The 25,365-nt window shown below is 47.0% G+C and carries 15 protein-coding genes and 2 pseudogenes; 6 read left to right on the forward strand and 11 right to left on the reverse strand.

Translation table 11 applies throughout. The annotated features are described in order from the left end of the window. Window positions 1-142: 142 nt before the first annotated feature. The 7 genes and pseudogenes from LKE40_04215 to ygfK all read right to left on the reverse strand — a co-directional run bounded on the left by LKE40_04215 (window position 143) and on the right by ygfK (window position 11,157). Window positions 143-3,025: a molybdopterin-dependent oxidoreductase Mo/Fe-S-binding subunit gene (locus tag LKE40_04215; GenBank protein MCH3916664.1), complete on the reverse strand. Its 2,883-nt coding sequence runs from the start codon at window positions 3,023-3,025 to the stop codon at window positions 143-145. After that, a complete protein-coding gene (locus LKE40_04220; GenBank protein MCH3916665.1) occupies window positions 3,022-3,465 on the reverse strand; it encodes a hypothetical protein in 444 nt (147 codons plus the stop codon). The genes LKE40_04215 and LKE40_04220 overlap by 4 nt, the downstream gene beginning before the upstream one ends. Beyond that, window positions 3,431-3,850: an FAD binding domain-containing protein gene (locus LKE40_04225; GenBank protein MCH3916666.1), complete on the reverse strand. Its 420-nt coding sequence runs from the start codon at window positions 3,848-3,850 to the stop codon at window positions 3,431-3,433. Before LKE40_04225 ends, LKE40_04220 begins: the two co-directional genes overlap by 35 nt. Further along, window positions 3,847-5,229, reverse strand: coding sequence for an 8-oxoguanine deaminase (locus LKE40_04230; protein MCH3916667.1), 1,383 nt, complete (start codon window positions 5,227-5,229; stop codon window positions 3,847-3,849). The genes LKE40_04225 and LKE40_04230 overlap by 4 nt, the downstream gene beginning before the upstream one ends. A 135-nt stretch (window positions 5,230-5,364) precedes the next feature. Next, window positions 5,365-6,579, reverse strand: coding sequence for a YgeY family selenium metabolism-linked hydrolase (locus LKE40_04235; GenBank protein ID MCH3916668.1), 1,215 nt, complete (start codon window positions 6,577-6,579; stop codon window positions 5,365-5,367). A gap of 49 nt (window positions 6,580-6,628) precedes the next feature. Next, window positions 6,629-7,942, reverse strand: coding sequence for a putative aminohydrolase SsnA (ssnA, locus tag LKE40_04240; GenBank protein MCH3916669.1), 1,314 nt, complete (start codon window positions 7,940-7,942; stop codon window positions 6,629-6,631). Next, window positions 7,939-11,157, reverse strand: a pseudogene (ygfK, locus tag LKE40_04245) (putative selenate reductase subunit YgfK). Before ygfK ends, ssnA begins: the two are co-directional and overlap by 4 nt. Before the next feature lie 524 nt (window positions 11,158-11,681). Here ygfK and LKE40_04250 point away from each other — a divergent pair. The 3 genes from LKE40_04250 to LKE40_04260 all read left to right on the forward strand — a co-directional run bounded on the left by LKE40_04250 (window position 11,682) and on the right by LKE40_04260 (window position 15,122). Beyond that, entirely contained in the window at window positions 11,682-13,148 is a 1,467-nt protein-coding gene (locus LKE40_04250; protein MCH3916670.1) for a pyridoxal-phosphate dependent enzyme, read from the forward strand. 80 nt (window positions 13,149-13,228) lie between these two features. Continuing rightward, the gene (locus LKE40_04255) at window positions 13,229-14,452 is read left to right on the forward strand and encodes a pyridoxal-phosphate dependent enzyme (protein MCH3916671.1); all 1,224 of its coding nucleotides are present in this window, start codon (window positions 13,229-13,231) and stop codon (window positions 14,450-14,452) included. A 196-nt stretch (window positions 14,453-14,648) separates the two neighbouring features. Next, a complete protein-coding gene (locus LKE40_04260) occupies window positions 14,649-15,122 on the forward strand; it encodes a hypothetical protein (protein ID MCH3916672.1) in 474 nt (157 codons plus the stop codon). 590 nt (window positions 15,123-15,712) lie between these two features. Here LKE40_04260 and LKE40_04265 read toward each other — a convergent pair. Continuing rightward, window positions 15,713-16,573 (reverse strand): annotated as a pseudogene (locus LKE40_04265) (ATP-binding protein). A gap of 46 nt (window positions 16,574-16,619) precedes the next feature. Next, window positions 16,620-18,086, reverse strand: coding sequence for a transposase (locus tag LKE40_04270; protein ID MCH3916673.1), 1,467 nt, complete (start codon window positions 18,084-18,086; stop codon window positions 16,620-16,622). 135 nt (window positions 18,087-18,221) lie between these two features. On the opposite strand from LKE40_04270, the gene LKE40_04275 reads away from it, so the two are divergent. Together LKE40_04275 and LKE40_04280 are read left to right on the forward strand one after the other, a co-directional pair. Beyond that, entirely contained in the window at window positions 18,222-18,680 is a 459-nt protein-coding gene (locus tag LKE40_04275; GenBank protein MCH3916674.1) for a hypothetical protein, read from the forward strand. 218 nt (window positions 18,681-18,898) lie between these two features. Then, window positions 18,899-20,731: a S8 family serine peptidase gene (locus tag LKE40_04280; GenBank protein ID MCH3916675.1), complete on the forward strand. Its 1,833-nt coding sequence runs from the start codon at window positions 18,899-18,901 to the stop codon at window positions 20,729-20,731. A 628-nt stretch (window positions 20,732-21,359) separates the two neighbouring features. On the opposite strand, the gene LKE40_04285 is transcribed toward LKE40_04280, so the two are convergent. Continuing rightward, entirely contained in the window at window positions 21,360-23,840 is a 2,481-nt protein-coding gene (locus LKE40_04285; protein ID MCH3916676.1) for an FAD-dependent oxidoreductase, read from the reverse strand. Beyond that, on the reverse strand, window positions 23,833-24,198 hold the full coding sequence (locus LKE40_04290; protein MCH3916677.1) for a MarR family winged helix-turn-helix transcriptional regulator: 366 nt from the start codon (window positions 24,196-24,198) through the stop codon (window positions 23,833-23,835). Before LKE40_04290 ends, LKE40_04285 begins: the two co-directional genes overlap by 8 nt. 250 nt (window positions 24,199-24,448) lie before the next feature. Between LKE40_04290 and murQ the strand changes: the two genes are divergently transcribed. Then, the gene (gene murQ, locus LKE40_04295; protein ID MCH3916678.1) at window positions 24,449-25,345 is read left to right on the forward strand and encodes an N-acetylmuramic acid 6-phosphate etherase; all 897 of its coding nucleotides are present in this window, start codon (window positions 24,449-24,451) and stop codon (window positions 25,343-25,345) included. The last annotated feature ends 20 nt before the right edge of the window (window positions 25,346-25,365 follow it).

The following is a 25,365-nucleotide window of genomic DNA, read 5'->3' on the forward strand; positions in this document are numbered from 1 at the left end:
CATAGCATGAGCCGATATTCTTGTCTAGAAAGATGTTGCAGTATGTTGCAACATATTCTGTAGTTGTGTTTGTGCACGGTACATTCATCACTGGGACCGTACCTGTGGCACGGTCTCAGGAAACTTGATACTTTTTTATCACCTATACAATCTTACCCATGGCACGCAGAATCTTTTCACTGGTAAACGGCCACGAACGCATCCATACCCCTACTGCATCATGAATGGCAATGGCAATGGCTGGAGCAGCTCCGTTCGTAGCAATCTCACTGATTGACTTTGCACCGAAAGGCCCTTCCTCATCATTTACATCAATGAGCACTGCCTTGAAATCCTCAGGCATTTCACTGATCATCGGAGGACAATAATCGGTAAGGTTAGTGTTCAAAGGAACTCCTTCCTTGTTGAAGATCAAACCTTCATAAAGCGAATGACCGATTGCCTTGAGCGCAGCCGCATACATCTGGCATTGCGCCATCTCGGGATTGATAGGAGTCCCTGCATCCTGCAATGCATAGAACTTCATCACCTTTACTTCGCCTGTCTTGACATTGACAGCAACCTGGGCAAAGTGCGCCCCATAAGGAATGGAATTGACCATGGTAGTAAAGGATGCCTTGCCCATCAGCTGTCCATTGCCAGTACCACTGAGTGCAGTATGGCACAGTTCACCATAAGGCAATTCCTTGTTGCTCTTGGTACTGACTATCTTGCCGGGTAGTTCAAGAATGAGATCTTCTTCTTTCTCATTCATCTGAAAAGCAGCTTCCTTGAAAATTGCCTTCTTCAGATCTTCACAGGCAAGCCGTGATGCATTGCCGGAAAAATATGTACCGCTGGAAGCATAGGCCCCGGTATCAAAGGGACAGCTGTCTGAATCTCCGCTGATCACGGCAACCCTGTCCATCGGTACCCGAAGGATTTCACAGGCAAGCTTGCAGCTGATTGTGTCCAGCCCGGTTCCCAAATCGGCACCACCGGAAAACACCTGTACTGATCCGTCAGTCATCAGCTTTGCCCATGCATTGGCATGGTCCAGTCCGGGAAGTCCCGATCCTTGCTGAATCATAGCAAAGCCTTTCCCTATCTTCCAATCAGGGTCAGCAGACACCTCCTTCCTGCCCCATCCAATCATCTTGGCACCTTTTTCCAATGCCTCACCAAGCCCACAGGAACCGACAGGAACGACATTACCTTCCCTGCCTTCTCCCAAACCTCTGAGAATTTCAAGCATATATCCTTTGTGCACATGATTCTTCCGTGCTACTTCCAGATAATCGATACCGAGTTTCTCACTCAGTTCTGCCATGCAGGTCATCAGTGCAAAAGCACCTTTCGGAGCCCCATATCCCTGATAGGCACCTACAGAGGCTATATTGGAATAATAGGTAGTCACATCAAAACGCATATTGTCTACTGCAAGAAGCGGCAAAGTCTTGGAACAAGCATTCATCGGAACAGTCAGGCAATGATTGCCATAAGGCCCGGTATTTGCTCTGACATCCATGTCAACAGCAGTAATCTTGCCATCCTTATTCGCTCCCAGCTTGACCGTAATTCTCATTGGATGACGAGTCGCTGTCGTAATGAATTCCTCCGCCCTGGTATTCCTGTAATAAATAGGGAGTCCCGTCTTCCAGACAGCATAACCAACGACATCCTCTACCAGGATATCCTGCTTGGAGCCGTAGCCGCCGCCTACCCTTTCCTTGATGACATGGACTTTGTTTTCACTTACGGAACACAGACGGGCAACCACACGGCGTACATGGTAAGGTACCTGAGTCGAACAATGAAGCGTGAGCCGGCCCATCTCTATCAAGCCGAAGCACAAATGTGGTTCCAATGGTGTACATTGTATCTGATTGGTTCGATATGTCCGCTCGATTACGACATCAGATTGTGCAAAAGCCTTGTCGACATCTCCGATATGGCCCTTGGCTTCCGACGCAATGTTATGCCGTACATCCCCATGCAATGGAAATTGATAGATTACCTTACCATCCCTCTTGTCATAGTGCTTGTTGTATGCATCAAGGTCATCAGGAGCACCTACGACATACTCAACCAGACTGTCATGAATCAAAGGTGCGTCTTTTGCCATAGCATCCTCTACGGACATTACAGGCTTCAGTACTTCATATTCCACCTTGATTGCATCTCTGGCAGCAATGGCACTTTCCACATCAGTTGCAACTATTGCAGCAACCCTATCTCCGACGTGCCGGACCTTCTCATTGAACATTCTGCGGTCATGCGGAGATGGTTCCGGCGCACCTTGCCCGGCTTGGGTATAGTAGATATCAGGAGTATTCTTATAGGTCAGGATGATATCGACCCCGCTCATCTTTTCTGCCTTGCTGGTATCGAGTTTCTTGATATAGGCATGGGCATACGGAGAACGTAGGAAAATCATAATATGACTGTTCGCGGTTACCTTGTCTTCGACAAAGACCCTCTCTCCGGTGACCAAAGCCGGTCCGTCAATCTTTCCTTTCGGTTTTCCGACGAACTCCAGGTTCGGTCGGAAAGTCGGACTGATCGGCGTAACATAATGTCCTTCATCCCTCAGTTCACAGGCAAGCTGGACTGCCAGATAGTAGTTCTCGTATCCTGCGTCCCTGACGAATATGCCGCTGAGTATATCCTTGATTTCCTCCCGTTTAGGATGGGGTTTATGTTCAAGCAACCAGGTAAGCAGCAATGCCGCTGCAGGAGAATCATAGGCACTTTGGACAATACCGGCATCAATCATTGCCTGCTGTACATAGGAAAGATGGTTGCTGTCTCCCAAGCAACCAGGAGTTCTGATTACCGCCCCTTCAGCCTGATCTGCAAGCATCAATGTAGCAAGGACAGGTTTGTCGTTTATAAGTATGGTATCGGCTCCGATGAAACCTTCCCCATCATCCCCATCCCTGACGAAGTTAAAACCAGCAAGTACAAGGGCCTTCTGAAGCGTCATACCTTCTTCAAACTTCAGTATAGTGTTTTTTCCGTCTATGGTGCACTTGATGGTCTTCATTTGATCTCTCCCTTGGCCCTGCGATAGGCCTGTGCAACGGCAATTCCAGTAACATAGCGTTTATAGGCAGCCGAACCGAATTGGTCATCCACTGCACTGCATGCACTTGAAACAGCAAACTGCACGTCAGCGGCATCAGCATACGACTCGTTCTCAATGCCGTTTTCGATATCACCGAATCTCAAGATACCCGTACCTTTCACTGCTGCAAAAATCCTGACATCAGCAAATTTTCCGTCATTGACAGCAGCACCGAAGGAAACCGTAACTGCAGCATGGGCCTGGGCAGTCTTGGAAAAACGCGAAGAATCCACGAAACGATCTTCATCAGGAAGCAGAACGCCGACCAGCAGCGTAGAACTGAATTGCGAGTGATAGGCATGGTACTCCCGGATAGGAATATTGTCACTTGAATAGACTCCCTTCACTGGACAGTCCATAGGTAAGGAGCCTTGATTTTGAAGCAAGGAGTGTCGGCATAAGATAAGAATCATCTCGGCCAAGGGCAAGATTCCCACTGACTGTTGCCATATTCCTACGAGTCCTGGAAGCGCAGAAGTGTGCCGCCTTCTTAAGATAGTCAGGTACCAGCGGACTATCAATCAGTTGTTGAAATGTCACGCAACCACCGATCTTCACTTCACCGTTTACCTTTTCAATCTTATCGAGTCCGAGTTTACTCAGGCTGATGACACCTTCACACTGTATTGAAGAATCCAACCTGTTTATCTCAGTTCCTCCTGCCAAGAAGGCATAGGAAGGATTGTCCTTCATTTTTGACAAGGCATCCTTTACATCAGTTGCAATCAAATAATCTTTTTTCATGCTATCACCCCTGCTTCTTCGAGCAATCTCTGGCTGACAGCTCTTCCGTCAGCAGCAAGCTCATGTTCATCATATCCCACCAAATGGCCATCGTCCACGACGAGTTTGCCATCCACGATCGTATAACTCGCTTCATGATTTGTACCGCAGAATAACAAGGAAGCCACACTATCGCTATAGCTTCCGGCATACGGCAAGGCCGACACATCAAAGACGGCAAGATCAGCCTTCCAGCCTTCTTCCAGCTTGCCGACTTTTTCAAATCCGAGCATCTTGGCTCCGTTGATGGTTCCCATCGTAAATACTTCATCACTTGATAGTGCACAGGAACCATATCTGACTCTCTGAAGCAACAAAGCCATCCGCAGTTCACCCAGCATATCCGAACTGTCATTGCTTGCCGATCCATCAACGGCCATACCAACGGTTATGCCTCGGTCCAACATATCACGGACACGGCAGATGCCACTGCCAAGTCTCATGTTGCTGGAAGGGCAATGGGCAATCTGGCAACCGTTTTCGGCAAGCCTGTCCAATTCGGCATCATTGAAATGGATACCATGGGCAAAGAACACATCAGGTCCCAGCATGCCGCATTCTTCCATAAGGTCAAGAGGACGCATACCATAGGCCTGTTGGCAGAAATCAGCTTCGTCTTCGGTCTCACACAGATGTGTATGGAGTCTTACTCCATACTTACGGGCAAGCTCACTGGTCTGTTTCATCAAATCCTTGGTAACAGAAAAAGGAGAACAAGGGGCAAGGACAATCTTATGCATTGCATCTTCACCAGCCTGATGGTACTTGAGAATGCAGCGTTCGCTGTCTGCAAGGATTTCTTCCGTAGTCTGGACCACAGAATCGGGCGGAAGGCCTCCATCCTTCTTTGAAAGGCTCATTGAACCGCGTGTGGGAGAAAAACGGATACCAAGTCTGTCTGCCGCCTTGAATTGCAATCCCATAAGATCTCCATCAAAACCTCTCGGATAGAGATAGTGATGGTCAGTGGTACAAGTGCAACCGGTCTTAAGCAATTCACCGATAGCCATACAGCTGCTGATATACACCGACTGGGCATCGATGTGTTTCCAGATATCATAGAGATAGGTCAGCCAATCAAAAAGCTTGGCATCCTGTACAGCCGGAAGATTCCTAGTCAATGTCTGATAGAAATGATGATGGGTGTTTACCAATCCTGGTATGACAACTGAATTGCTGCAATCGATGACTCTGCAGCCATCCTCGGCTTTCAAGCCACCTTCCGGTGCTATTTTTACAACCTTTCCCTGTTCAATCAACAGGTCAGCACCTTCAAGCGGTTCTTCTTCAAAATTCTTTGCTAGACAGTGTATGTCTTTCAGTAAGACAGCATCCTTCACTTGGTTCTCCTCCTCTCCGTACATCAATCCATTCTACTTTCAAAAACAAAATGACTTTCTCTAGAACCATTCAGCCGCAGTTATTGCTAACTACGGCTGAACTACACGGCAGGTACAGATGTCCTTTTCGTAGACTTACTTTTCCAGCACGTATGGAAGCATTGCATAAAAAGCAGAACAGATCTCAAGATCCTTCACCCTTGTGATTTCATTAGGTGCATGAGCCTGAGCTTCATCTCCTGGACCAAATCCGATTGCAGGAATCTTATGGCGTCCGGTAGTCGCAACCATGTTGGTAGAGAAAGTCCACTTGTCAACGACAGGTTGTTTTCCAAACAAGTCTACGTAGTCCTTGATGCCAGCCTGTACCAACTTATGGCCTTCAGGAATCTTCCAAGTCGGAAAGTAAAGTTCCTGGGAATATTGTTTGTTGGTCCAACCGGTTTTCTCATAGTTAGGCATTTCAACGACAAAAGCATCAGGAGCATCGCCGGTAGCCTTGGAAACATATTCCCTTACCTGATTGAGGGCAAGTTCCTCATCTTCGCCCCAAGTCAAACGTCTGTCGCAGTAAAGCATTGCATAGTCTGCCACAGCACACTGGCTTGGTCCCTTGACATCCATCTGACTGACTGTGATGGTACCCTTGCCGAGGAAATGATCATCGTCAGGCTGGAGGTCCTTGTTGAGCTGCTCGATTGCAAGGGCTGCACGGCTTGCTTTGTAAGCTGCACTGACACCTCTTTCAGGGGCACTTCCATGGCAAGAAATTCCCTTGAGAATAATCCTGATTTCCATACGGCCACGATGGCCTCTGTAAATGCGGCAGGAAGTAGGTTCTGTAGATACGATGAAATCGGGCTTGAAATGTTCTTCTTCTATGAGATACTTCCAGCACATGCCGTCACAATCTTCTTCCATGACCGTAAAGGTAAAATAGCAGGTATAGGTACCGCCATAACCAAGTTCCTTCAGTATCCGGCCGGCTGTAATCATCGAAGCAGCTCCGCCCTTCTGGTCACTTGCCCCGCGTCCAAGAACCTTGCCGTCCTTGATTTCTCCGCTGAAAGGATCGAACGTCCAGTTGGCTATATTACCGACTTCAACGGTATCGATATGTGCATCAAATGCCAGTTTCTTAGGGCCATTGCCTACTCTTCCGACTACCGAGCCAAGGTCATCGATATACACTTCATCGAAACCAGCTTCCTTGCATAGTTTCACGATAAGGTTGCATACATCCTTTTCCTTGGAACTGTAGCTCTTGGTTTTGACCAGCTTTGAAAGATTCTCGGCCGTGTAATCCCTATACTCGGCTGCCTTTGCAGTAATTTGTTCCTTGATACTCATTCTATTCTCCATTGCCCTGAGGGCAGTATTCCAATTGATATTGCACCAGCTACGGTGCCAAGGTATCGACTTTGTCCCATACTTTCCGGGCAACTTCCGCAGCTTTCGCATAGATATAGTCTACGTCCAAACCAGGGAATCTACGGTCTATCATTACCATTTTTCCGTTTACCATTACCGACTGTACGCAGTTGCTGCTCATACCCCAGACAAAATGTCCTGCAACGTTGTCACTGACAAGTGGTGTCGGACAGTGATAGTCAAGAAGCGCAAGGTCAGCCTTATATCCTTCAGCCACCATGCCGAATTTTCCGGGGAAATACATCCCGATAAGATCATTGCCCCTGTTCATAGCTGCTACGAAGTCTGCCGGCCACCAAGGTCCCTTGGCATCACGGTGCTTGAAGAAAGCAATCTTGAGTTCTTCGAACATGTTGCCGCCGCACCCATCGGTACCCATCACCAGTTTTTCAATTTGGGGCAATTTGTCTGCATAGCCAACCTGGTTATTCATGTTGCTTCTCGGGTTATGGGCAAGGAAACAATGCCTGCGATTGATCAATTTGATCTCATCGTCATTGAGGTAGATTCCATGGACCATAAGTGCATTTTCCGTAAGCAAGCCATGCTCATCCAGCCGTCTGATTATATCCTTGCCATAGTGATGATGAGCATGGGCAACATCATAGTCTCCTTCAGCAACATGGACATGTACGCCACATCCGGTCTTTCTGACCGCTTCACCCATCATATCCAGGGCTTCATCAGGAAGTGTAAAAGATGCATGTCCGCCGATCATCGCCTTTACCATATCACTTGCACCGTCCATGGCAAAGTCGACATTCTCCTGTACGCCCTCCTCAACTTCCTGCATACCACGGTTTCTGTCCGTCACTTCATAACAGGTCATACCCCTGATTCCCACTTTCTCCATCCCGGAGGCAATGGTCCTTAGGGATCCCTTGATAAAGGAAGGACTGGCATGATGGTCAACCACACTGGTAGTACCGCTTGCTATGGCATCGATCGAGCAGATAAGTGACGAATAGTAGGTAGCCTCTTCGTCCAAGGCACGGTCCAGCCGCCACCACCATTCCCTGAGGATCTGAATAAGGTCCCGCTGTGGTCCAGCCTGTACCAACATACCTCGGGAAAGCCCACTGTAATAATGATGGTGAGCACAGACATTGCCGGGAATAAGTGTCTTGCCCCTTCCATCTATGATCTGTGCCCCTTCTGCTTCAATGCCTCTTGCAATCTTTGCAATCACATCACCGTGCACCAATACATCCATATCATCCTGAACGGTGAACGGAGGCCTGGTCTGCATGATCCTGACATGTCTGAACAGTGTATCCATCATTCCTCCACAGGTCCCAGCAGATAGCTATAGGACTGATAAACTTCTTCGATCAAGACCGCAGTTTCATCACTGACAGGACCGTCACCGTTAAGTATGCCGTCCCCATCCATATTTGCATGAATGATCTTACCGCCTTCCCTTATCGTAATGTCTCCACCTTCAGCAAAAAATCCTTGATTTTCACTGGATTCGAAATCTTCCATTGTAGAAAAGAGTGTAAACTTGTCTTTGTACGGTGCTCCTACATGAGGACAGAACGTAGCGCAGTTTCCGCATTCATTGCAGTAGGCATCCAGATGCAGGATCTGGAACGGATCCTCAAACATACCGGAATTCCTCATGTCAATGGCAACATTCGCACGATTCGGGCAAACTTCCACACACTTGTTGCACAGATAGGAACATTCAAGGCAACGCTTTGCCTCATTTGCGGCAAAGGCAGCTTCATCATCTTGAAGGGAAACCTGCAACCTTACCGTGTCTTTCTTGGAACGGATATCAGCAAAGTATGCATCCTCTTCTTCAGTCAGGTTTTCAGCTTCTTCATCGCTCAGTTCTTCTTCGTGTTCCTCGTGATCATCACAGCAGCAACATCCGTCATCATCGTCGTCGTCATCATCATCAGCAATGCCCTCTGCTTCATAAGTTGCATAGACCTTATCGATACAGGCATCTACCGCAGTTCTCGCAGAAGCAATGCACTTTACGACAGTCGATGGACCACTTGCCATATCACCGAGTATAAAGACATCTGAGACCTTGCTTTCAAGGGTCTTGCCATCGTGAAGCATGCGTCCCTTCTCGTCACAGGGAAGTCCATAGAAATTGACACTCTCAGCATCAACATGTGAAGCAATGGCAGCAATCACATGGTCACAAGGCAAGTCGTATGTCTCTCCTGTAGGCTCCGGACGCTTTCTGCCTGAAGCATCAAGCTCACCAAGTTTCATTTTCATGACTGTCAGCGTACCATCTGCACAACTCACCGGATTGGAAAGGAACCTGAAATTGATTCCCTCCGCTATAGCCAGTTCATATTCTTCTTTTTCTGCAGGCATTTCATTGATGCTCCTGCGATACACCACCGTAACATCGGTGACACCCGGTACCTTCATTGCAGACCTGGCCGTATCCATGGCAACGTCGCCGGCACCGACGACAATCACATGACCACTCAAAGCAGCAGATGCAGGGTTCTTCCTGAAGTTACGCAAGAAAGGTAAAGCGCCCTCTACGACGGCTTCTCCCCCTTTGAGCTTGAAGCTATTGTCTTTCTCCGTACCTATGCCATAGAAGATATAATCGAAGCCAGCAGCCTTGAGCACATCAATTTTCGTCGACTCCATGCTGCTGCCAAAGGCAAATTCCACGCCATTGGCCTTGATGAAATCGACATCGGCCTTGATAGCCTCTTCAGGAATACGGAACTGAGGGATTACATGGCGGACTACCCCACCGGCATCCTGTTCACGTTCAAAGACTTTCACCTTGAAACCTGCCCTTGCAAGCATCAGAGCCGCTGATAATCCGGCAGGTCCTGCTCCTATGACTGCAGCACTCTTGTCTGCAGGTTCTCCCGGTTTTTCCCATATTCACGTGATAAACTGTCTGTAGCCGTTTTCAGCCGCCAGTCGTTTCATCTCCCTGATCTGCACTGCACCTTCATAGTCCATACGGGTACAATGATACTGGCACTGATGGTCACAGATGTTGCCGGTAATATTGGGAAGAGGATTCTTTGAATAGATCAAGCCAAGCGCTTCTGCATACTGCCCTTCCCCGACCAATGCAATATAGTCAGGAATATCCTGATGAATCGGGCATGCTTCGATACAGGGTGCCACATAGCAGTCAAACAGTTCAAGCGGCGTATCCACCGATACGGTTTCTGTTCCTCTGAAAGACTTCTTCTGGAAATCACTTCCGGTACTTTTCCTTGCAAGTTCATCCAGCTTGGTTACATCAATCTTCTTCATATTCCAGGCACTTGAACGTTCCAAAAGCCTTGCCATCTGTGCGAGACGTCCATAACCACCTGGATGTAGCATATCCGTTGCCACTGTTATAGGACGGATGCCAGTTTCAAATATCTCAGTGATGTTCAGTGCATTGGCACCGCCGGAATAGGAAATGGGCAAATTCCCTTCAAATTCCTCAGAAAGCTTTGCGGCCACATTGATGCTGATCGGCATCAATGCCCTGCCGCTCATGTACATTTCCTCTCCAGGAAGCTGTCCCTGGTCATTGACAGACCCAAGGGTATTGGTCAATTTGACACCGAAACCTCTGCCGTTGGACTTTGCCAAGGCCAAAAGACGCCTAAGCATGGCAACGGCATCAGCATACTGCAGGTCTTTCTCAAAGCTTTCCCTTTTCAGATGCGTATAGTCATAGCCAAGTCCATCAAGGATGTCCCGTACCTTGTCATAGCCAAGCAACGTCGGGTTCAACTTGACGAAAGTATCGATTTTCTTTTCTGTAAGCATATAGCTGCAGATAGCCTCGATTTCCTTCGGAGGACATCCATGCATGGTAGACAGGGTGACACTCTTCACCATCTGCGGGGAAATCCGCTTTGAAAGTCCCGAGAGTCTTGCTTCTCGGCCTGCCCAAGGACTTCCTTCAAACAAATCACCCTCAGCAAGGAAACTGTCGAGTTCATCCAAGTATTCTGCAAAACGTCCGTCCTTGCGCCCGTCCATCATGGAATCGATAAACTGCTGCATCTTTTCTGTCTTGATACCTGCAAGGTCATAGCCGACGCTCATGTTGAAAATAAAATCAGGTTCCCCCTCTTTTTTCCCTTTATGCAAGGCCTCGAGCACATGGCAGATAATCCAAGCCTTTGCATACTCATCCCAGGCCTTGGAAAGCGTAAATTCAGTTGACCATTCAGTATTATATCCTTCATCCCTGGCGTCGATACATGGTTTTGCAATATCCAGATGATCCATTTGCTGGACAGTCTTCAATTCAATGAAACGTGCACCGGCAAGATAGCTGGTCACTATATTCTGTGCAAGCTGTGTATGTGGACCTGCAGCAGGACCGACACACGTTGTGGAAGTCTGTGAAAAAACCTTGCAACGGTGCTTGCTTTCATCTTGATAGAATTGATCCTCTGAAAAACCGAAGATTGAACGATGGTTACGGTATTCACCGATTATTCTGTTCAGCAATTCCCCGAACGGCACGGGACGCATGATATCTGACATGTTCTGCTCCTTGAAATATTTTCTTTCTGCCTAAGCGGTCCATCGCCATATTGTCAATTATATTGTAAAGAGTTTTTCCCTATTGTCAATATTATTCGCAACAAAATGCAACACTTATGGCCATAGTTACTATTTTCTAACAATATAATAAAAAGGTAAAAGTTAAAATCGGCATTGTGCAAACAATTTTGCTTTCGTGCTGTCAGTTTTGTTTCATGAAGGACCTTTCGTCAGTTTCTTCTTTCCAGCAAAACCTCAAAACCTTCAGAAGCAATCGACAGGAAAAGTAAAGTCTATATGGAAAATTTCCGAATATATAGACATAAACAGTAAGAAAAGGCAATATTGTAGACAATATTTGAGGCTGACGAACCTTATTTTTGATATTTGATACCATAGATTAATGTATATCACAATTATTTTGACTTAAAAATTAATTTACTGTAATTTTTGCTTTACATTTTTATCTTTTCAAATAATAATGAACTCTGAAATTACAGAAGAACCAATTTGGAGGAGCATATATGCTGATAAACTTACAAGTCAATCCGGAAATCAGAGAAAAGAACGCCAAAAGGTGCAAGGAAAAGGGAATCCTTCTACCGACGTTCAAGGAAATGATCAATCCTCAGCTGATCTCCGACGACATCAAGAAAAAACTTTCCACGACAGGCCTGTGGGATGTCAATCCGACAAACCTGTACAGGATAACATGGCACAATGAGCCCAAGGAAAAAGGCGGCCAGTACGGTGGAGTCAACTTCATTGAGGTTCCTCATGAAATCACCGGTACAAAAGCAAGGATATTTGCTTTGGTCGGCAAGTGGTTCCCCTGCGGTTGTCATAAGGTAGGTGCGACCTATGGATGCCTCGCTCCGGCTTTGGCTTGTGGCAATTTTGATGCAACCACACAACAAGCGGTATGGCCTTCTACCGGAAACTATTGCCGCGGCGGTGCTTACAATTCTGCACTCCTCAACTGCGATTCCATTGCAATCCTGCCGGAGGAAATGAGCCAGGAACGTTTCAATTGGCTGAAGACAGTTGCCGGAGAAGTCATTGCAACCCCAGGTTGTGAATCAAACGTAAAGGAAATCTTCGACAAGTGCCATGAGCTTGATGCTGAACGTGGCAAGCACATCGTCATTTTCAACCAGTTCGACCAGTTCGAAAACTATCTGTGGCATTATGAAGTAACAGGACAGGCAATCATTGAAGTCCTGCATAAGCTTGGCATCAAAGACAAGTCGTTCAGAGCTTATATTTCTGCAACCGGTTCAGGCGGCACACTCGCAGCAGGTGACCATCTCAAGAAGGAATATCCGCACATGAAGATTGTCGCAGCAGAAGCATTGCAGTGCCCCACTTTGCAGAGGAATGGTTTCGGCGGTCACAGGATTGAGGGTATCGGTGACAAGCATGTACCATGGATACATAACGTCAAGAATACAGACATGGTCGTTTCAGTCGATGATGAAGACTGCATGAACGTCTATAGACTGTTCAACGAAAAACTGGGAACTGAATATCTTGCAAGCAAAGGCGTAAGCAAGAAAGACATCGACAATCTTCCTCTCTTCGGCATCAGCGGCGTAGGCAACCTGTTGGCAGCCATCAAGACAGCCAAGTACTATGAAATGGATGAAGATGATGTACTCTTTACCGTACTGACCGATTCCAGTGCCATGTATACCTCCAGGATTGCTGAACTTGAGCAGAAGAAGGGAAAGTTCACCCATGATGATGCCGTAGCAATCTATAGCGGAGCATTGATGGCACAGGACATCGACAATGTTGCTGAGCTTTCCTATTATGATCGTCTGCGTATACACAACCTGAAGTATTATACTTGGGTCGAGCAGCAGGGCAAGACCTATGAGGAAATCAAACGGCAGTGGTATGATAAGGATTACTGGGAAGAGTTGCCAAGGCTCACTTCCGAAATAGACAAGAGAATCGAAGAATTCAACGACTTGATCCGTTCCATCTGATCTGAAGATGGATTCATGAGGGACATGCTACGGCATGTCCCGTTTTTACCTGCGGCAAAGGCTGCAGAAAGGACCAGACCATGCGATATACCTACAGATGCTGTGACTGTGGAAAAGAATTTGCCAGTGACGAGGTCGTGTACCAATGCCCTGACTGTTCCCAGCACCAGGACGAAGGCACATTTCCAAAGGGCAATCTGATCGTCGAACTCAACCAGGAAGATCTGGATGCACTGCGCAAAAAAGAACATGTTACGTTCTATGACTTCTTCCCCTTCCCCGTACCAGACAAAGACTGCTATCCTGTCGGAAATACACCGCTAGCACATCCACGGAGACTTGCAGAAAAGCTAGGGCTTCCTAACCTTACCTGCAAATTGGATACCCAGCTCCTGTCCGGTTCATTCAAGGACAGGGCTTCACAGCTAGTAGCTGCACAGGCACTCCACTATGGCACTAGAAAGATTGCACTTGCTTCAACAGGTAATGCGGGAGCAGCTATGAGTTGTGCGGGAGCAGCCTATGGGCTTGATATCATCCTGTTCGTCCCTGAAACAGCACCGATCAACAAACTGATGCAGAGTGTCCTGTACGGAGCTACGGTTGTCCCTGTCAAAGGGACCTATGATGATGCATTTGCCCTTTCCATTGCTTACACCAAGCATTTCGGAGGTATCAACAGAAACACTGCCTACAATCCGATGACTATCGAAGGCAAGAAATCAGTTTCCATTGAACTGTTTGAACAAATGGAAAGAAATGTACCCGATGTCATGTATGTACCGGTAGGAGATGGTTGTATCTTCGCTGGTGTGTTCAAAGGATTCTATGATTTGAAGAAAGCCGGATTGATTGATAGGATTCCACATTTGGTCGCTGTGCAGAGCAAGCAGAGCAATGCTATTGCAAAGGCTTGGAGAACACACGAAATGGAAGCCATAGAAAAAGCGTCGACCCGTGCAGATTCCATTAGTGTTGAAAATCCTGCCAATGGCAGGATGGCTGTAAAGTATATAGATGAAAGCAAAGGCTGGGCTGTTGAAGTCGAAGACAAAGATATCCTTGCTGCACAACTTGAACTGACCAGCAAAGCCGGTATCTTTGCAGAACCGGCAGCAGCCTGTGCTTGGGCAGGATTGGAAAAAGATGCTGAGTCCCTAAAGAAAAAATTCGGTGCAGATGTCAGCGTCTGTGTCCTGCTTACAGGAACAGGTTTCAAGGATATGGCGGTATTCCAAGGAAGAGCCACCATTCCTGCTGCCATTGAAAACAGTGAAGAAGCAGTCATTGCACGATTCTCCTAATAAATCGACAAGATGATTGCAGGGGATGGATGCCTGAGCATCCGTCCCTTTTTTCTGCCAAAAAGGAAATCTTTCAGCAACTGTTTCCAAATGTCTGCCTCTTCTATCAACATAGTAGCCCAAACGACCATCTGGAAACTCGAAACATTTTGACAGTAAAACAAAAATAAAGTACCTTAATGCTACGGAGGTCACCATGCAGAACTTCATCATCGGACTTGGTATCGGCATCGCAGTCGCTATCGTTACCTTGATTGCCATGGCCGTCAATAACCATAAAAAACTTTTGGAAAAGCAAACAGAAACAGATAAACTCAAGAACATGCTGAACGACAGGATGGATCTTGAAAATGAAGGCATACAGAAACTGAAAAAGGAAAATGAAACCCTGAAGAAACAGAATGAAAACCTGAGGATTACCGTAGCAACCTATTCTCAGAAACCAGGAAGGAAAGAAATCTCCAGACTGCATGTCTATCAGCTTGCAGCAGACCGTCTGATGCTCAACTCCCCTGGCTTCGGTGCCGCATGGCAGGCTTCTTTGAAGGAAAGTGAAGACGAGTTCCAAAAGACCTATATCGGCATCCAGCCGTTCATCAGGAAAATCATCCCTCTGAAGACAGATGCCACAGTCATAAACCAGATTCCGGAAGATCCAAACGGAAATTGAAAGAGCCTGCATACCTTCCAGACAAACAACGTACACACTTGTTTATGAGCAAAGGAAGATCCAGATTCGCCTGAATCCATTCAGTGACCTTTTTCCTTCAGGCAGATCCTTTCCAATAGTTACCGGTTCCTGGTCTATGGTGAATCCGATATACCAAAGAACATAAGAAAAGCCTTTTCCCTAGCGGGTAGACTGATATCGGATTGAGAAAAATAAGAACAGCTACCTGTCTGTACTGTCAAGCATCCTGCAACCATATACCACGGAAAACTGAAGATCAAATGCCTTGGAAAGAGCAAGTTTTCCTTCTGCATTGCTATAGCTATCGGAAAACAATAGGAAAAGATGCTCTTCCAGCGACGACTGATTTGGAAAGGAATACGCATGATGTATATAGCTTCTTAGAACTTTCTATTTCCCAAAATCAAGATTTTTTCAAAATTGGGAAATAGAAAACTGCAAATCCAAACAGGTCAATTTCTCTGAAAGAAAAATAATTGCTAGAAAAACAGGAATCCACACCATGTAACGGCATTCGGGCCAACAAATGTGTTACTACCAAACAGCTACATGTGCGGATGTGTTCTGATTTATGAATAGAAACCGAGGATCCAATCCGCCACATCCATGATTTTTATGCCTTCATATTGGTATTCCTCATGACCTGTACGGGCAATCAGCAATCGGGGGTAAGCATCCTTGATACTGAGAAGCGGAGCCACTTCCCTTTGAAAGGTATCCGCTTCCGCGATGGAATCAGAGACTTGGATGTAGAGCTTTTCGTTACGTTTGATGGCAACGAAATCAATCTCCTTCTTGTACAGTATCCCTGCATAAAGCTCATATCCCTGCCTCAGAAGTTCGATAGCAACAATGTTTTCTATGGCCCTTCCCCAATCCATGTTCTTTGTTCCAAGCTTTGCATAGCGAAAACTCTGGTCAACAAGATAATACTTGTCATCACTGGAAAGATATCGCTTGCCTCTGATGTCATACCGGCGTATCTTGTAAAAGGCATAGGCATTGCACAGATATTGTATGTACTTCCCCACGGTCCTGTGATTGACCTTGTAACCGCTCTTTCCAAGCGCATTCGCAATGCTTCTTGTAGAAGAAATATTAGAGATATTATCCAAAAGATAATCCACAAGCCGGTCCATCAAGGTCGTATTCCGAATATTGTATTTCTTCCTAAGGTCTCTCACAATAAGGATATCGAAAACATCCCTTACGTAGTCATATCGGTCCTCTGCTTCCTTATAAAGGTAAGAACCGGCCATTCCACCTTCCTTGATGTAGTTATCGAAAGCTTTCTAAGGATTATCATAGGAAAAATAGTCCATGTATTCACCAAAGGAAAATGGATATACCTTGATTTCGTGGGTACGACCAGTAAACAACGTAGCAAAATCAGAACTAAGTAAAAAGGCATTGGAACCGGTAATATAGACACAATCATCAAGGTTTTTACCAATATGAATGTGAACGAACTTCAACTCACAGGGTAAGCTCGGGTTCGAATCCGAGTTTCTTGAAATAGGCAAGGTCCTTCTTTCTTTTGTTGTCTATCCGCCATGTCTTGCCATGCTTCGATAGCTTCATGTACCTTGCGGCGATGATGGCGTCGAGGGTCGAGCAGGTCGTCCGTCCCGTTTTCTTGATTGCGGCCTTGAGGCTCTGATGCAGGAGCCCGACCACGAGCATGATGAAGGCAAAGCCCTGCTCCTGGTAATACCCCTCTATCCTGAGGTTCGTGAACCTCCTGTAATTCTTCACGTAGTCGTAATAGGTCTCTATCTTCCAGCGGTCCTTGTACCTGTCGTAGACCTCCTGCGCCGACAGCCCGGTGTCCGTGCGGAGCACCGAGACGCCCCACAGCTCCTTGTTCGCAGCAAGGCCTTCCTCCGTATATCCGCTTTTCCCTTCCTCCAGGCATCTGGTATAGTTGTACCGTGCCTTCCCGTTCTCCAGGAGGTCGCGGTAAACGAAAAGCCTCACACCGTCCTCCAGGTCGACCTGCCGGTACTGCACCATCGCGGTGACGGTCTTTCCCCGGGCACAGCAGAATTCGTCATCGAAGCAAAGGTTCGCGGTCGCCTTCCTGCATGCGGCCGTGTTCGATGGCTCCGGTGTGATGTAGGTGTTCCCATCCCGGGAAAAGAGGGAAAGGTTGTCCCGGGAGAAGAACCCCCTGTCGACGACGAAGAGCGTATCCCTGAACCGGTAGTCCCCCAGGAAATCCTTCACGCTCGCCTTGTCGACGCTCGATCCCCTGAAGACCCGGGTGCACAGCGGCCGCTCGCTGGCAAGGTCGAGGGCGACCAGCACGTTCACCTGGTCCGCCTTCAGTTCGCCGGCCTTGTACCCCGGTTCGGCGAGGCCGTTCCTTCCGGAACAGGAACGGATGACATGGCCGTCGATGCCGACGGTACCCGAACCCTTGGCGATCTGCGCACGTTCGAATGCCTCCACGCCGTTCCGCTTCCTCCCGAGCCCGTCCAGAAGAGAAGATATTGCGGCCTGCCCCATGCCGAAGGAGTAGTCCCTGTATGCGAGGGGGAGCCAGCTCTGGGCGTAGAGCATCCCCACCTGGTCCATGTGGGAGAACCCGTTCGCATAGAGGATCATCGAGTATGCCAGGATCTGTGCCGCCTTCCTGAGGGGGAACGCCGCCTTCAGGTCCGCGAAGGTTTCCCCGGCAAGCGACATGAGCAGCGCATACTGCCCGTATTCGAGGATGGTCAGCTCATCGTCATGGCAAGTCCCATAGTTCGCATTGGGGGCAAACCCCACGCCCGGTATGATCTTGCCGATGCACTTGCCGGTACTCGTCCCCCATTTCCCGTCCGCAAGCTTCCTGGCCTTGTAGGTGTACACATAGTACTTCCCGCCGATGGCCTTGACCACACTGTCGGAGGAGGGCTTCAGGCGCCGTATTTCCTCAGGAACCGCAAAACCGGGCATAATGGCCTCCATATCATATTGGTAATATACCTAATACAATACAGCTGATTCCTGCTTGTTGCAAGTACCCATCTTCAAAAATTACAAGTAATTACTGTATTTCCCTTTCTGTCATATTGGTAAAAACCTTGATGATTGTGTCTATACAACAGTACGAATGCTTCCGGCACGTTCACCGCACCATTGAAGCAATTTGCCTATGCCGGTGCCCTTTATGGCGACAGTACAGCCTATTTTCTTGGTTTTCCCTATGGCCCGGGAGCTTTCTTGACCCAGGCAATAATAACATATGAGAACAAGACACTAAAAACAAAGGCGATGCTTGGCATCCTGCTGAAGGACGAGGCATCAGTAGATGAGCCATATTCTTCTTCAAGCACGATGTCGGAATTTTCCTTGGCAGATTCGGATCTTCACATACTGCTCTCAGGAAAGGGTGAGCTCAAATTTACCGAAGCTGTCACTGCCACGGGACTTCTCCATGAAGACCTGAATCTTAACGACAGTACATCAGATTTTACTGCTTCGCTAGGTATCACCATTCACTTGTTCCAAGCAGCAAAGCAGTATTTGGAAACAGGCATCGGCAAGTAAATGACAAAAACACTGACAATCCATGACAAGGATAGCACATGAATAAATATTATATGTAGATATGTTTTGTTAGTATGAGCAAATCTATTCTCCATAAACTTGCCACATTTCTCCATTAAAAACCTATATTTCTTTTAAGTTTTCATATAGACAAAATCAATATTTTCATTATAAATGAGTATAGCTTTATTGATTCAAGAAAGGAGAATAAAATTTCTATGGCAAGGATACGCGGAATATTCGAAAGGATTTTCCTTTTTCCATGTCTCCTTTTGCTTTCTCTTACCGGCTGTTCCATGTCAACGACAAAATCACCTTCATATACTGTAACAGTCTCATGGAAATCCTATATGGCTGATACTGATTTGGAAACAGCTGGCACTACCACAGCATCAGGCAATACCGTCAGTTCATCAAGTCACTCAACTGCCGATGCTGCAAGTTCTGCCGTAGGATCCGTCACCACGTTCGTCACAGGTTCAAAATTCCCGGAAATACAGGATTCCACAAGATTCATCGTAGGCTATAGCCATGAAAATTCATCTTTTTCTGCTGACAGACTTGGCGACCTCCATACCATGGAAAACAAATTCCTGGACAATATGGGGATTACACGGTATACACGGCAACAACCAGAAAATACGATCCATCCGGCCCCGTTCGACCGTATGGAAGTTCCTACAGGAAAATTCAATTCAACCGAAGATATTGCGCAGGAAATGAACAAGAACTTCAAGGAACAAGGTGGTACGGGCACTGAGGTAGCTTATGTTGAACCTGATTATACCATACAGGCCTTTTCCACAGCACCAGATGATCCATCCTATGACATGCAATGGAACATGCAGGATAATTATATGGATATACCTGACCTGCATGAAATTACATCCGGAAGTTCCGACATCACCGTGGCAGTCATCGATACCGGTGTCTATGAAGACGGAGAAGACTTTTCATCTGACACCTTCGTCACTGGATATAACTTTTGCAGTACCACGCAATCTGATCATTCAGTTCCCGGCTCAGGGACCACGACAACAGACACCACGGACGACAATGGACATGGTACCCATGTAACTGGAACGATTGCAGAAGAAACTGATAACGGAGTCGGTGTTGCCTCCATAGCACCGGGAGTAAAGATCATGCCATTGAAAGCCTTGGATTCTGATGGTTCAGGCTACACTTCCGATATCTGTAATGCCATCGACTATGCTGTCAATAATGGAGCAGATATCATCAACCTTTCCCTCGGGAGCTCAAGCACTTCAAAGACACTCGAGACAGCCTGTGATAATGCCAGGGAAAACGGCGTACTTGTCGTCGCTGCAGCAGGCAATGACGATACAGAAGATGAAACATATCCAGCTGCGTATGATTCAGTCCTGGCTGTCGGTGCAGTAGGATATGATACTTCAGCAAAAGCAAGTTATTCCAACTATGGCGATTGGGTAGATGTCATGGCCTATGGCGGAGATGTCGATAGCGATGACACTATTCCTTATATTGAAGATGGCACTACAAGAAACGGTATCTACCAATGGACGATTGATCCAGATGCAACAGGAGAAAACGGGGGATACTATTACTATGTCGGTACTTCCATGGCAACCCCGCATGTAACAGCTCTGGCTGCATTGTTGCTTTCCAAGGATTCCTCAAGGACTCCTGATGAACTTTCATCTCTCATCTGTGATACAGCTACGGCAATGGACTGTTGCAAATACGGACTTATCGACCCAATGGCAGCAATAGAAAACGATGTCAATGACGTATCGGACACGGCAACCATATCATTTACCAGCGGAGAAAGCCAGTCGACCAGCTGGACGCTTTCTGCGGCGCCCGGTGATATTTCCGTTTCCGTTGATGTTGATGAGGAATACCTCAGCGATGTTTCCGTGACACTTTATGATGAGGATGATAATGAAGCCGCTGATGCAGATGCATCAGATGTTGCTGACGGGGCCATTTCCCTCTCTTATACCGTCGATGCTACCGATACAGGAACCTATACGCTGACTATTACTTACTCAGGTTCTTCTTCTTGATTCTGCCAAAGACATAGGTAGTCTCTTACTCATAATCGGATATTTCCCGAAAAGTTCCTTTACGCAATCTCTTACTAACTTCTGGTCCTGTGCTATCCTGGTTTACCTATTGCAATCCAAGGAAAAAACAATCCATATAATGATTTCCATTGTCTAAAAACAAACAGTCATTAACGATTTTGAAATAATTTATTATATTTTAGGAGTTACATAAAAGCTACATAAAGATGATGTACCTTTATAGAAAACAGATACGTCACCATCATGAACTATTTTCAGAGAGGAAAACATGAAAAGAAATTCAAAGAAATTTTTCCTATTGGCAATAGCACTTCTAAGTTTGACAAGCTGTAGGATCCTGTTGGTAAGTCCTGGGCCCGGACATCCTGGCAAACCTTTATCACAAAATATTGTCAAAATCCAAAGGGATAATGCAAACCCCCAGGACGACAACAAACCACCTGAAATACAAAAGGACAAAGATAAGAAACCTGGAGAACCGGTGCCGCCACCTGAGACTCCTTGATCATACCAGTCATACAGGCAAAAATTTCCTTAGCAGAAACATAGGAAAAGGGACCGTTGCATCTTTGATCTTGCAACGGTCCCTTATATCAAGAAAGATCAGTTAGACAAAGAGATTGACATCACAGCTACTGGCAGCTTCCATGTAGGTTGCTACGCCACCGACTTCGACTCCGTCAAGAAGTTCTGCTTCAGTCACTCCCATGATGTCCATTGACATCTGGCAAGCCACCATCCGGACGCCCTGTGCCTTGGCTTGTGCAAACATGGTCCTCAGCTGGTCGACTTGTTTCTTCTTCATCCTAGACTTCATCATCTTAGGTCCCATACCTGCGAAATTCATATGGGAAAGCTTCAGATGGTCCATGTCATCAGGAAGCATTGCCCCGAACATCTTGCCCATGAAATCCTTGCGGACTTTCTTGTTAGGTTTGCGTCGAAGTACTGACAATCCCCAGAACGTAAAGAACATGGTGACATCCTTGCCGCTTGCCGCTGCCCCATTGGCCAAGACAAATGCTGCAAGGGCTTTGTCAAAGTCATTGGAGAAGACAATCAAGGAAGCTCCGGATTTTGAAGAGACAATCTGTTGTGAATTCCCACTCACTTTGGCTCCTTTCTCAATGACTGCCTTGATGATGCCATCTTCCTTGTCAAGAGAGACAAGTTTACAACCGGTCATTTTGCACCAGGAAGCCACATCACGCTGGAAACCAGGATCCGTTGCCTTGACCTCAAGCAAATCTCCGTCAGACATGGTATCAATCTTTTTCTTGAGCTGTACGATCGGTCCAGGACACTGCAGCCCGCAGGCATCAAGCGTCAACGTTATTTTTTGTTTTTCAGTATGGTCTTGGTTCTCTGCTATTGGCTCACGCCGGGGAGCATCTCCATTATCAGCAGGCAATTGCTTGCTTGCTTCACGGTCAGCACGTACCGGTGCCCATGTCTTATAGCCACCCGTGACATTATAGACCTGGGTAAATCCACGTTGTCTGAGGATTCTGCCTCCTATATGGCCCCTCAGGCCTATCGCACACATAAGGACAATCGGCTTATCCTTCGGAAATTTGTCAAGATTTGCCCTGAATTGATCATGCGGAATATTAAGGCTGTTTTCGATATGCCCCAAATCATACTCATCCTTGGTTCTGACATCAACAAGTACGGCACCTTCCTTAATTTTCTTTTCCGCTTCATCGTACGTGACAAGTTCATCAAGTCCATCACGTTGGTTCTGGGCAATCATACCGACCATGTTGACCAGGTCCTTTGCGCTGTTGAACGGTGGGGCATAAGCCTGTTCAAATCCACTCAGGTCATCAACAGTTCCACCAAGTCCCATGACAGCAGAGATGACATCAAGCTTCTTGTCTACGCTCCTGCTGCCGACAGCCTGGGCACCGAGCACCTTGCCACTTTCTTTGTCATAGATAAGCTTGAGGGAAACCGGCAGGGCACCAGGATAGTAACCTGCATGGTCAACCCCATGGGTAATAGCAACGCCATAGCCTGTATTGCCGCTTTTCTTCAGCATTCTTTCACTGCAGCCGACACTGCCGCAGCTCAAGTCGAATACTTTTGCAATGCTGTTGCCGAAAGTTCCTTTGTAAGGCCTGCAGGTTCCAGTGACAATTGCATCGGCACAAAGCCTTGCCATCTTGTTGACAGGTCCTGCCAAGGCAATTGCATTGCTTCCCTCACCCATAGGAGAAGGATACTCAATGGCATCACCGATCGCAGAGATTGAAGGGTCACTTGTCCTGCACATCTGGTCAACGACGATATGTCCGCGTGGGCCGAGTTTCAACCCTGCATCTTTTGCCAGTTTGCTCTCAGGTCTGACACCTATTGAAAGGATGACCATATCCACGTTGGAAATGACTGCATCGGGAAGTTGCACAGCGACGGTAGTCCCTTTGCGTTCAATACCTTTGAGAGCCTGTGAAAGATATAATTTGATGCCGTTGGCCCTGAGAGTCTGATGTACGGGTGCCACCATATCGGTATCCAGTGTAAGCATCACCTGGTCAGCAGCCTCTACCAGAGAGACATCCAATCCCTTTTCCTTGAGATTCTCAGCCATTTCGATACCGATGAAACCACCGCCGACAACAACGGCCTTATGTGCTCCTGCGTCAAGAGCAGAAACGACTTTATCGATATCCGGAATGTTCCTGACTGTAAAGACAGCCTTGTCATCTACACCAGGAACAGGGGGCACAAACGGATTGCAACCGGGACTAAGGACAAGGTTGTCATATTTTTCCTTCCATGTCTTTCCGGTCTTCAGGTCCTTTACTTCCACGCTCTTGGCTTCCCGGTCTATGGACAGTACTTCCGTATTGCTCTTGACTTCGATACCAAAAGCATTGACGAATGTCGATTCGGGTGTGACAAGCAACCGATCCCTTTCTGCTATGGTACCGCCGGCATAGTATGGAAGACCACAGTTTGCAAAACTGACATAGGGTCCTCTCTCATACATCACGATCCTGGCATTTTCATCAAGTCTCCTCAGTCGGGCTGCAACACCAGCCCCACCTGCAACGCCACCGACTACCAAATACGTCTTATTACTCATTTTCCTGTCCTTTTATCAAAGCTTCCTCGATATATCGGGGAAGACAAGTATCACAATGGTGAAATTTGTCCAATACGTTCTTGCCTTTTGCCGTAAGCCCAAGGTTGACTACCCTCTTGTCATCCATCGAAGGACACCGGATCAACATGCCCTTGTTTTCAAGGGACATGATCAGGCGGCTCGCCCTTGAAGGCGACAAGCCCATGGCCGCTGCAATGGCTGCAGGAGCATCATTGCCTTTTTCTATGGCACACAGCGTGGAGGCTTCCGTAAAGGTCAACCCTACTTCTTTCTTCATGTGGTCCTCGACCTGCTGGAGATCCCGCAATAAAACTCGCAATGCGCACAAATCAATCATTATGTTTTCCTTATATTTGCTACTAACAATATTTGCTACTAGCAACTATTGCTACTGACAACTTATAACAATCCAGCCAAGATGTCAAGAAAAAATTATAAAAATATCGAATAAAATTTGATTGCCAGACAGACACTGTTTTGCTTAGTGTTGGCATTCTTTTGATGTTTTGGGCAAAATTTTCATATAATTGATACATATCATAAAAATTGTTATTGCAAGAACCGCAAAACCAAGGTACCATTTCAGCATGGAAAGAATATTGACGACTGAAGAAAACAATCCGGTATCGGTCGGCATCGATACAAAAAGCACCCTGGAAATCTGCAGGATCATCAATGATGAAGACAAGACGGTCCCTTATGCAGTAGAAAAAGCCTTGCCTGATATTGCAGCACTGGTAGATGACGTAGTCATAGCATTCAAAAAGGGCGGAAGGCTGCTATACATAGGAGCCGGAACCAGCGGACGTCTGGGAGTTCTCGATGCTTCGGAATGCCCACCGACCTTCGGCGTATCGCCTGAACTTGTCCAAGGCATCATTGCCGGTGGCGTACCGGCCCTTACAAGGGCCATCGAACATGCAGAAGACGATGGGCAGGCAGGTATCCAAGCTCTCAGGGACCTTGCTTTCTGCCCGGATGACGTATTGGTAGGCATTACAGCCTCAGGGGAAGCCGCTTTTGTCCTTGAAGCCCTGAAATATGCCAGGGATTTGGGTGCCGTTGTCGGTGCTATCAGCTGCAATGCCTCTTCCCGCGTGTTTGAGGCTGCAAAACACAGGATCTACCTACCGGTCGGTCCTGAAATCATTGCGGGAAGTACCAGGATGAAAAGTGGGACAGCCCAGAAACTGGCTCTCAACATGATTACGACCATCACGATGATAAAGATGGGAAAAGTCTATGATAACTACATGGTAAATCTGGTCCCGACCAATAGGAAATTAGTCAAACGGGCAAAGAAACTGATAAAAAAAATCTCCGACTGCAGTGACGAGGAAGTAGAGAGGGTATGGTCCCAATGTCATGACGATACCACCGTGGCCATACTGATGGCTATGAAACATGACGAATATGAACATGCCCGCCTGCAGTTGGAAAACTCAGACTGGAACTTGCATAAAGCTTTGCAGCTTTATGAATAAAAGAATCCCGTAAGGGAAAG

This window comes from Spirochaetia bacterium (assembly GCA_022482625.1).
GTDB lineage: Bacteria > Spirochaetota > Spirochaetia > Sphaerochaetales > Sphaerochaetaceae > Pleomorphochaeta.

Bases quoted from the DNA above. Each gene is read 5' to 3' on its own strand.
- LKE40_04215 (MCH3916664.1), bottom strand. From the start codon at position 3,025: ATGAAGACCATCAAGTGCACCATAGACGGAAAAAACACTATACTGAAG.
- LKE40_04220 (MCH3916665.1), bottom strand. From the start codon at position 3,465: ATGGACTGTCCAGTGAAGGGAGTCTATTCAAGTGACAATATTCCTATC.
- LKE40_04225 (MCH3916666.1), bottom strand. From the start codon at position 3,850: ATGAAAAAAGATTATTTGATTGCAACTGATGTAAAGGATGCCTTGTCA.
- LKE40_04235 (MCH3916668.1), bottom strand. From the start codon at position 6,579: ATGAGTATCAAGGAACAAATTACTGCAAAGGCAGCCGAGTATAGGGAT.
- ssnA (MCH3916669.1), bottom strand. From the start codon at position 7,942: ATGATGGATACACTGTTCAGACATGTCAGGATCATGCAGACCAGGCCT.
- LKE40_04250 (MCH3916670.1), top strand. From the start codon at position 11,682: ATGCTGATAAACTTACAAGTCAATCCGGAAATCAGAGAAAAGAACGCC.
- LKE40_04255 (MCH3916671.1), top strand. From the start codon at position 13,229: ATGCGATATACCTACAGATGCTGTGACTGTGGAAAAGAATTTGCCAGT.
- LKE40_04260 (MCH3916672.1), top strand. From the start codon at position 14,649: ATGCAGAACTTCATCATCGGACTTGGTATCGGCATCGCAGTCGCTATC.
- LKE40_04270 (MCH3916673.1), bottom strand. From the start codon at position 18,086: ATGCCCGGTTTTGCGGTTCCTGAGGAAATACGGCGCCTGAAGCCCTCC.
- LKE40_04280 (MCH3916675.1), top strand. From the start codon at position 18,899: ATGGCAAGGATACGCGGAATATTCGAAAGGATTTTCCTTTTTCCATGT.
- LKE40_04285 (MCH3916676.1), bottom strand. From the start codon at position 23,840: ATGAGTAATAAGACGTATTTGGTAGTCGGTGGCGTTGCAGGTGGGGCT.
- LKE40_04290 (MCH3916677.1), bottom strand. From the start codon at position 24,198: ATGATTGATTTGTGCGCATTGCGAGTTTTATTGCGGGATCTCCAGCAG.
- murQ (MCH3916678.1), top strand. From the start codon at position 24,449: ATGGAAAGAATATTGACGACTGAAGAAAACAATCCGGTATCGGTCGGC.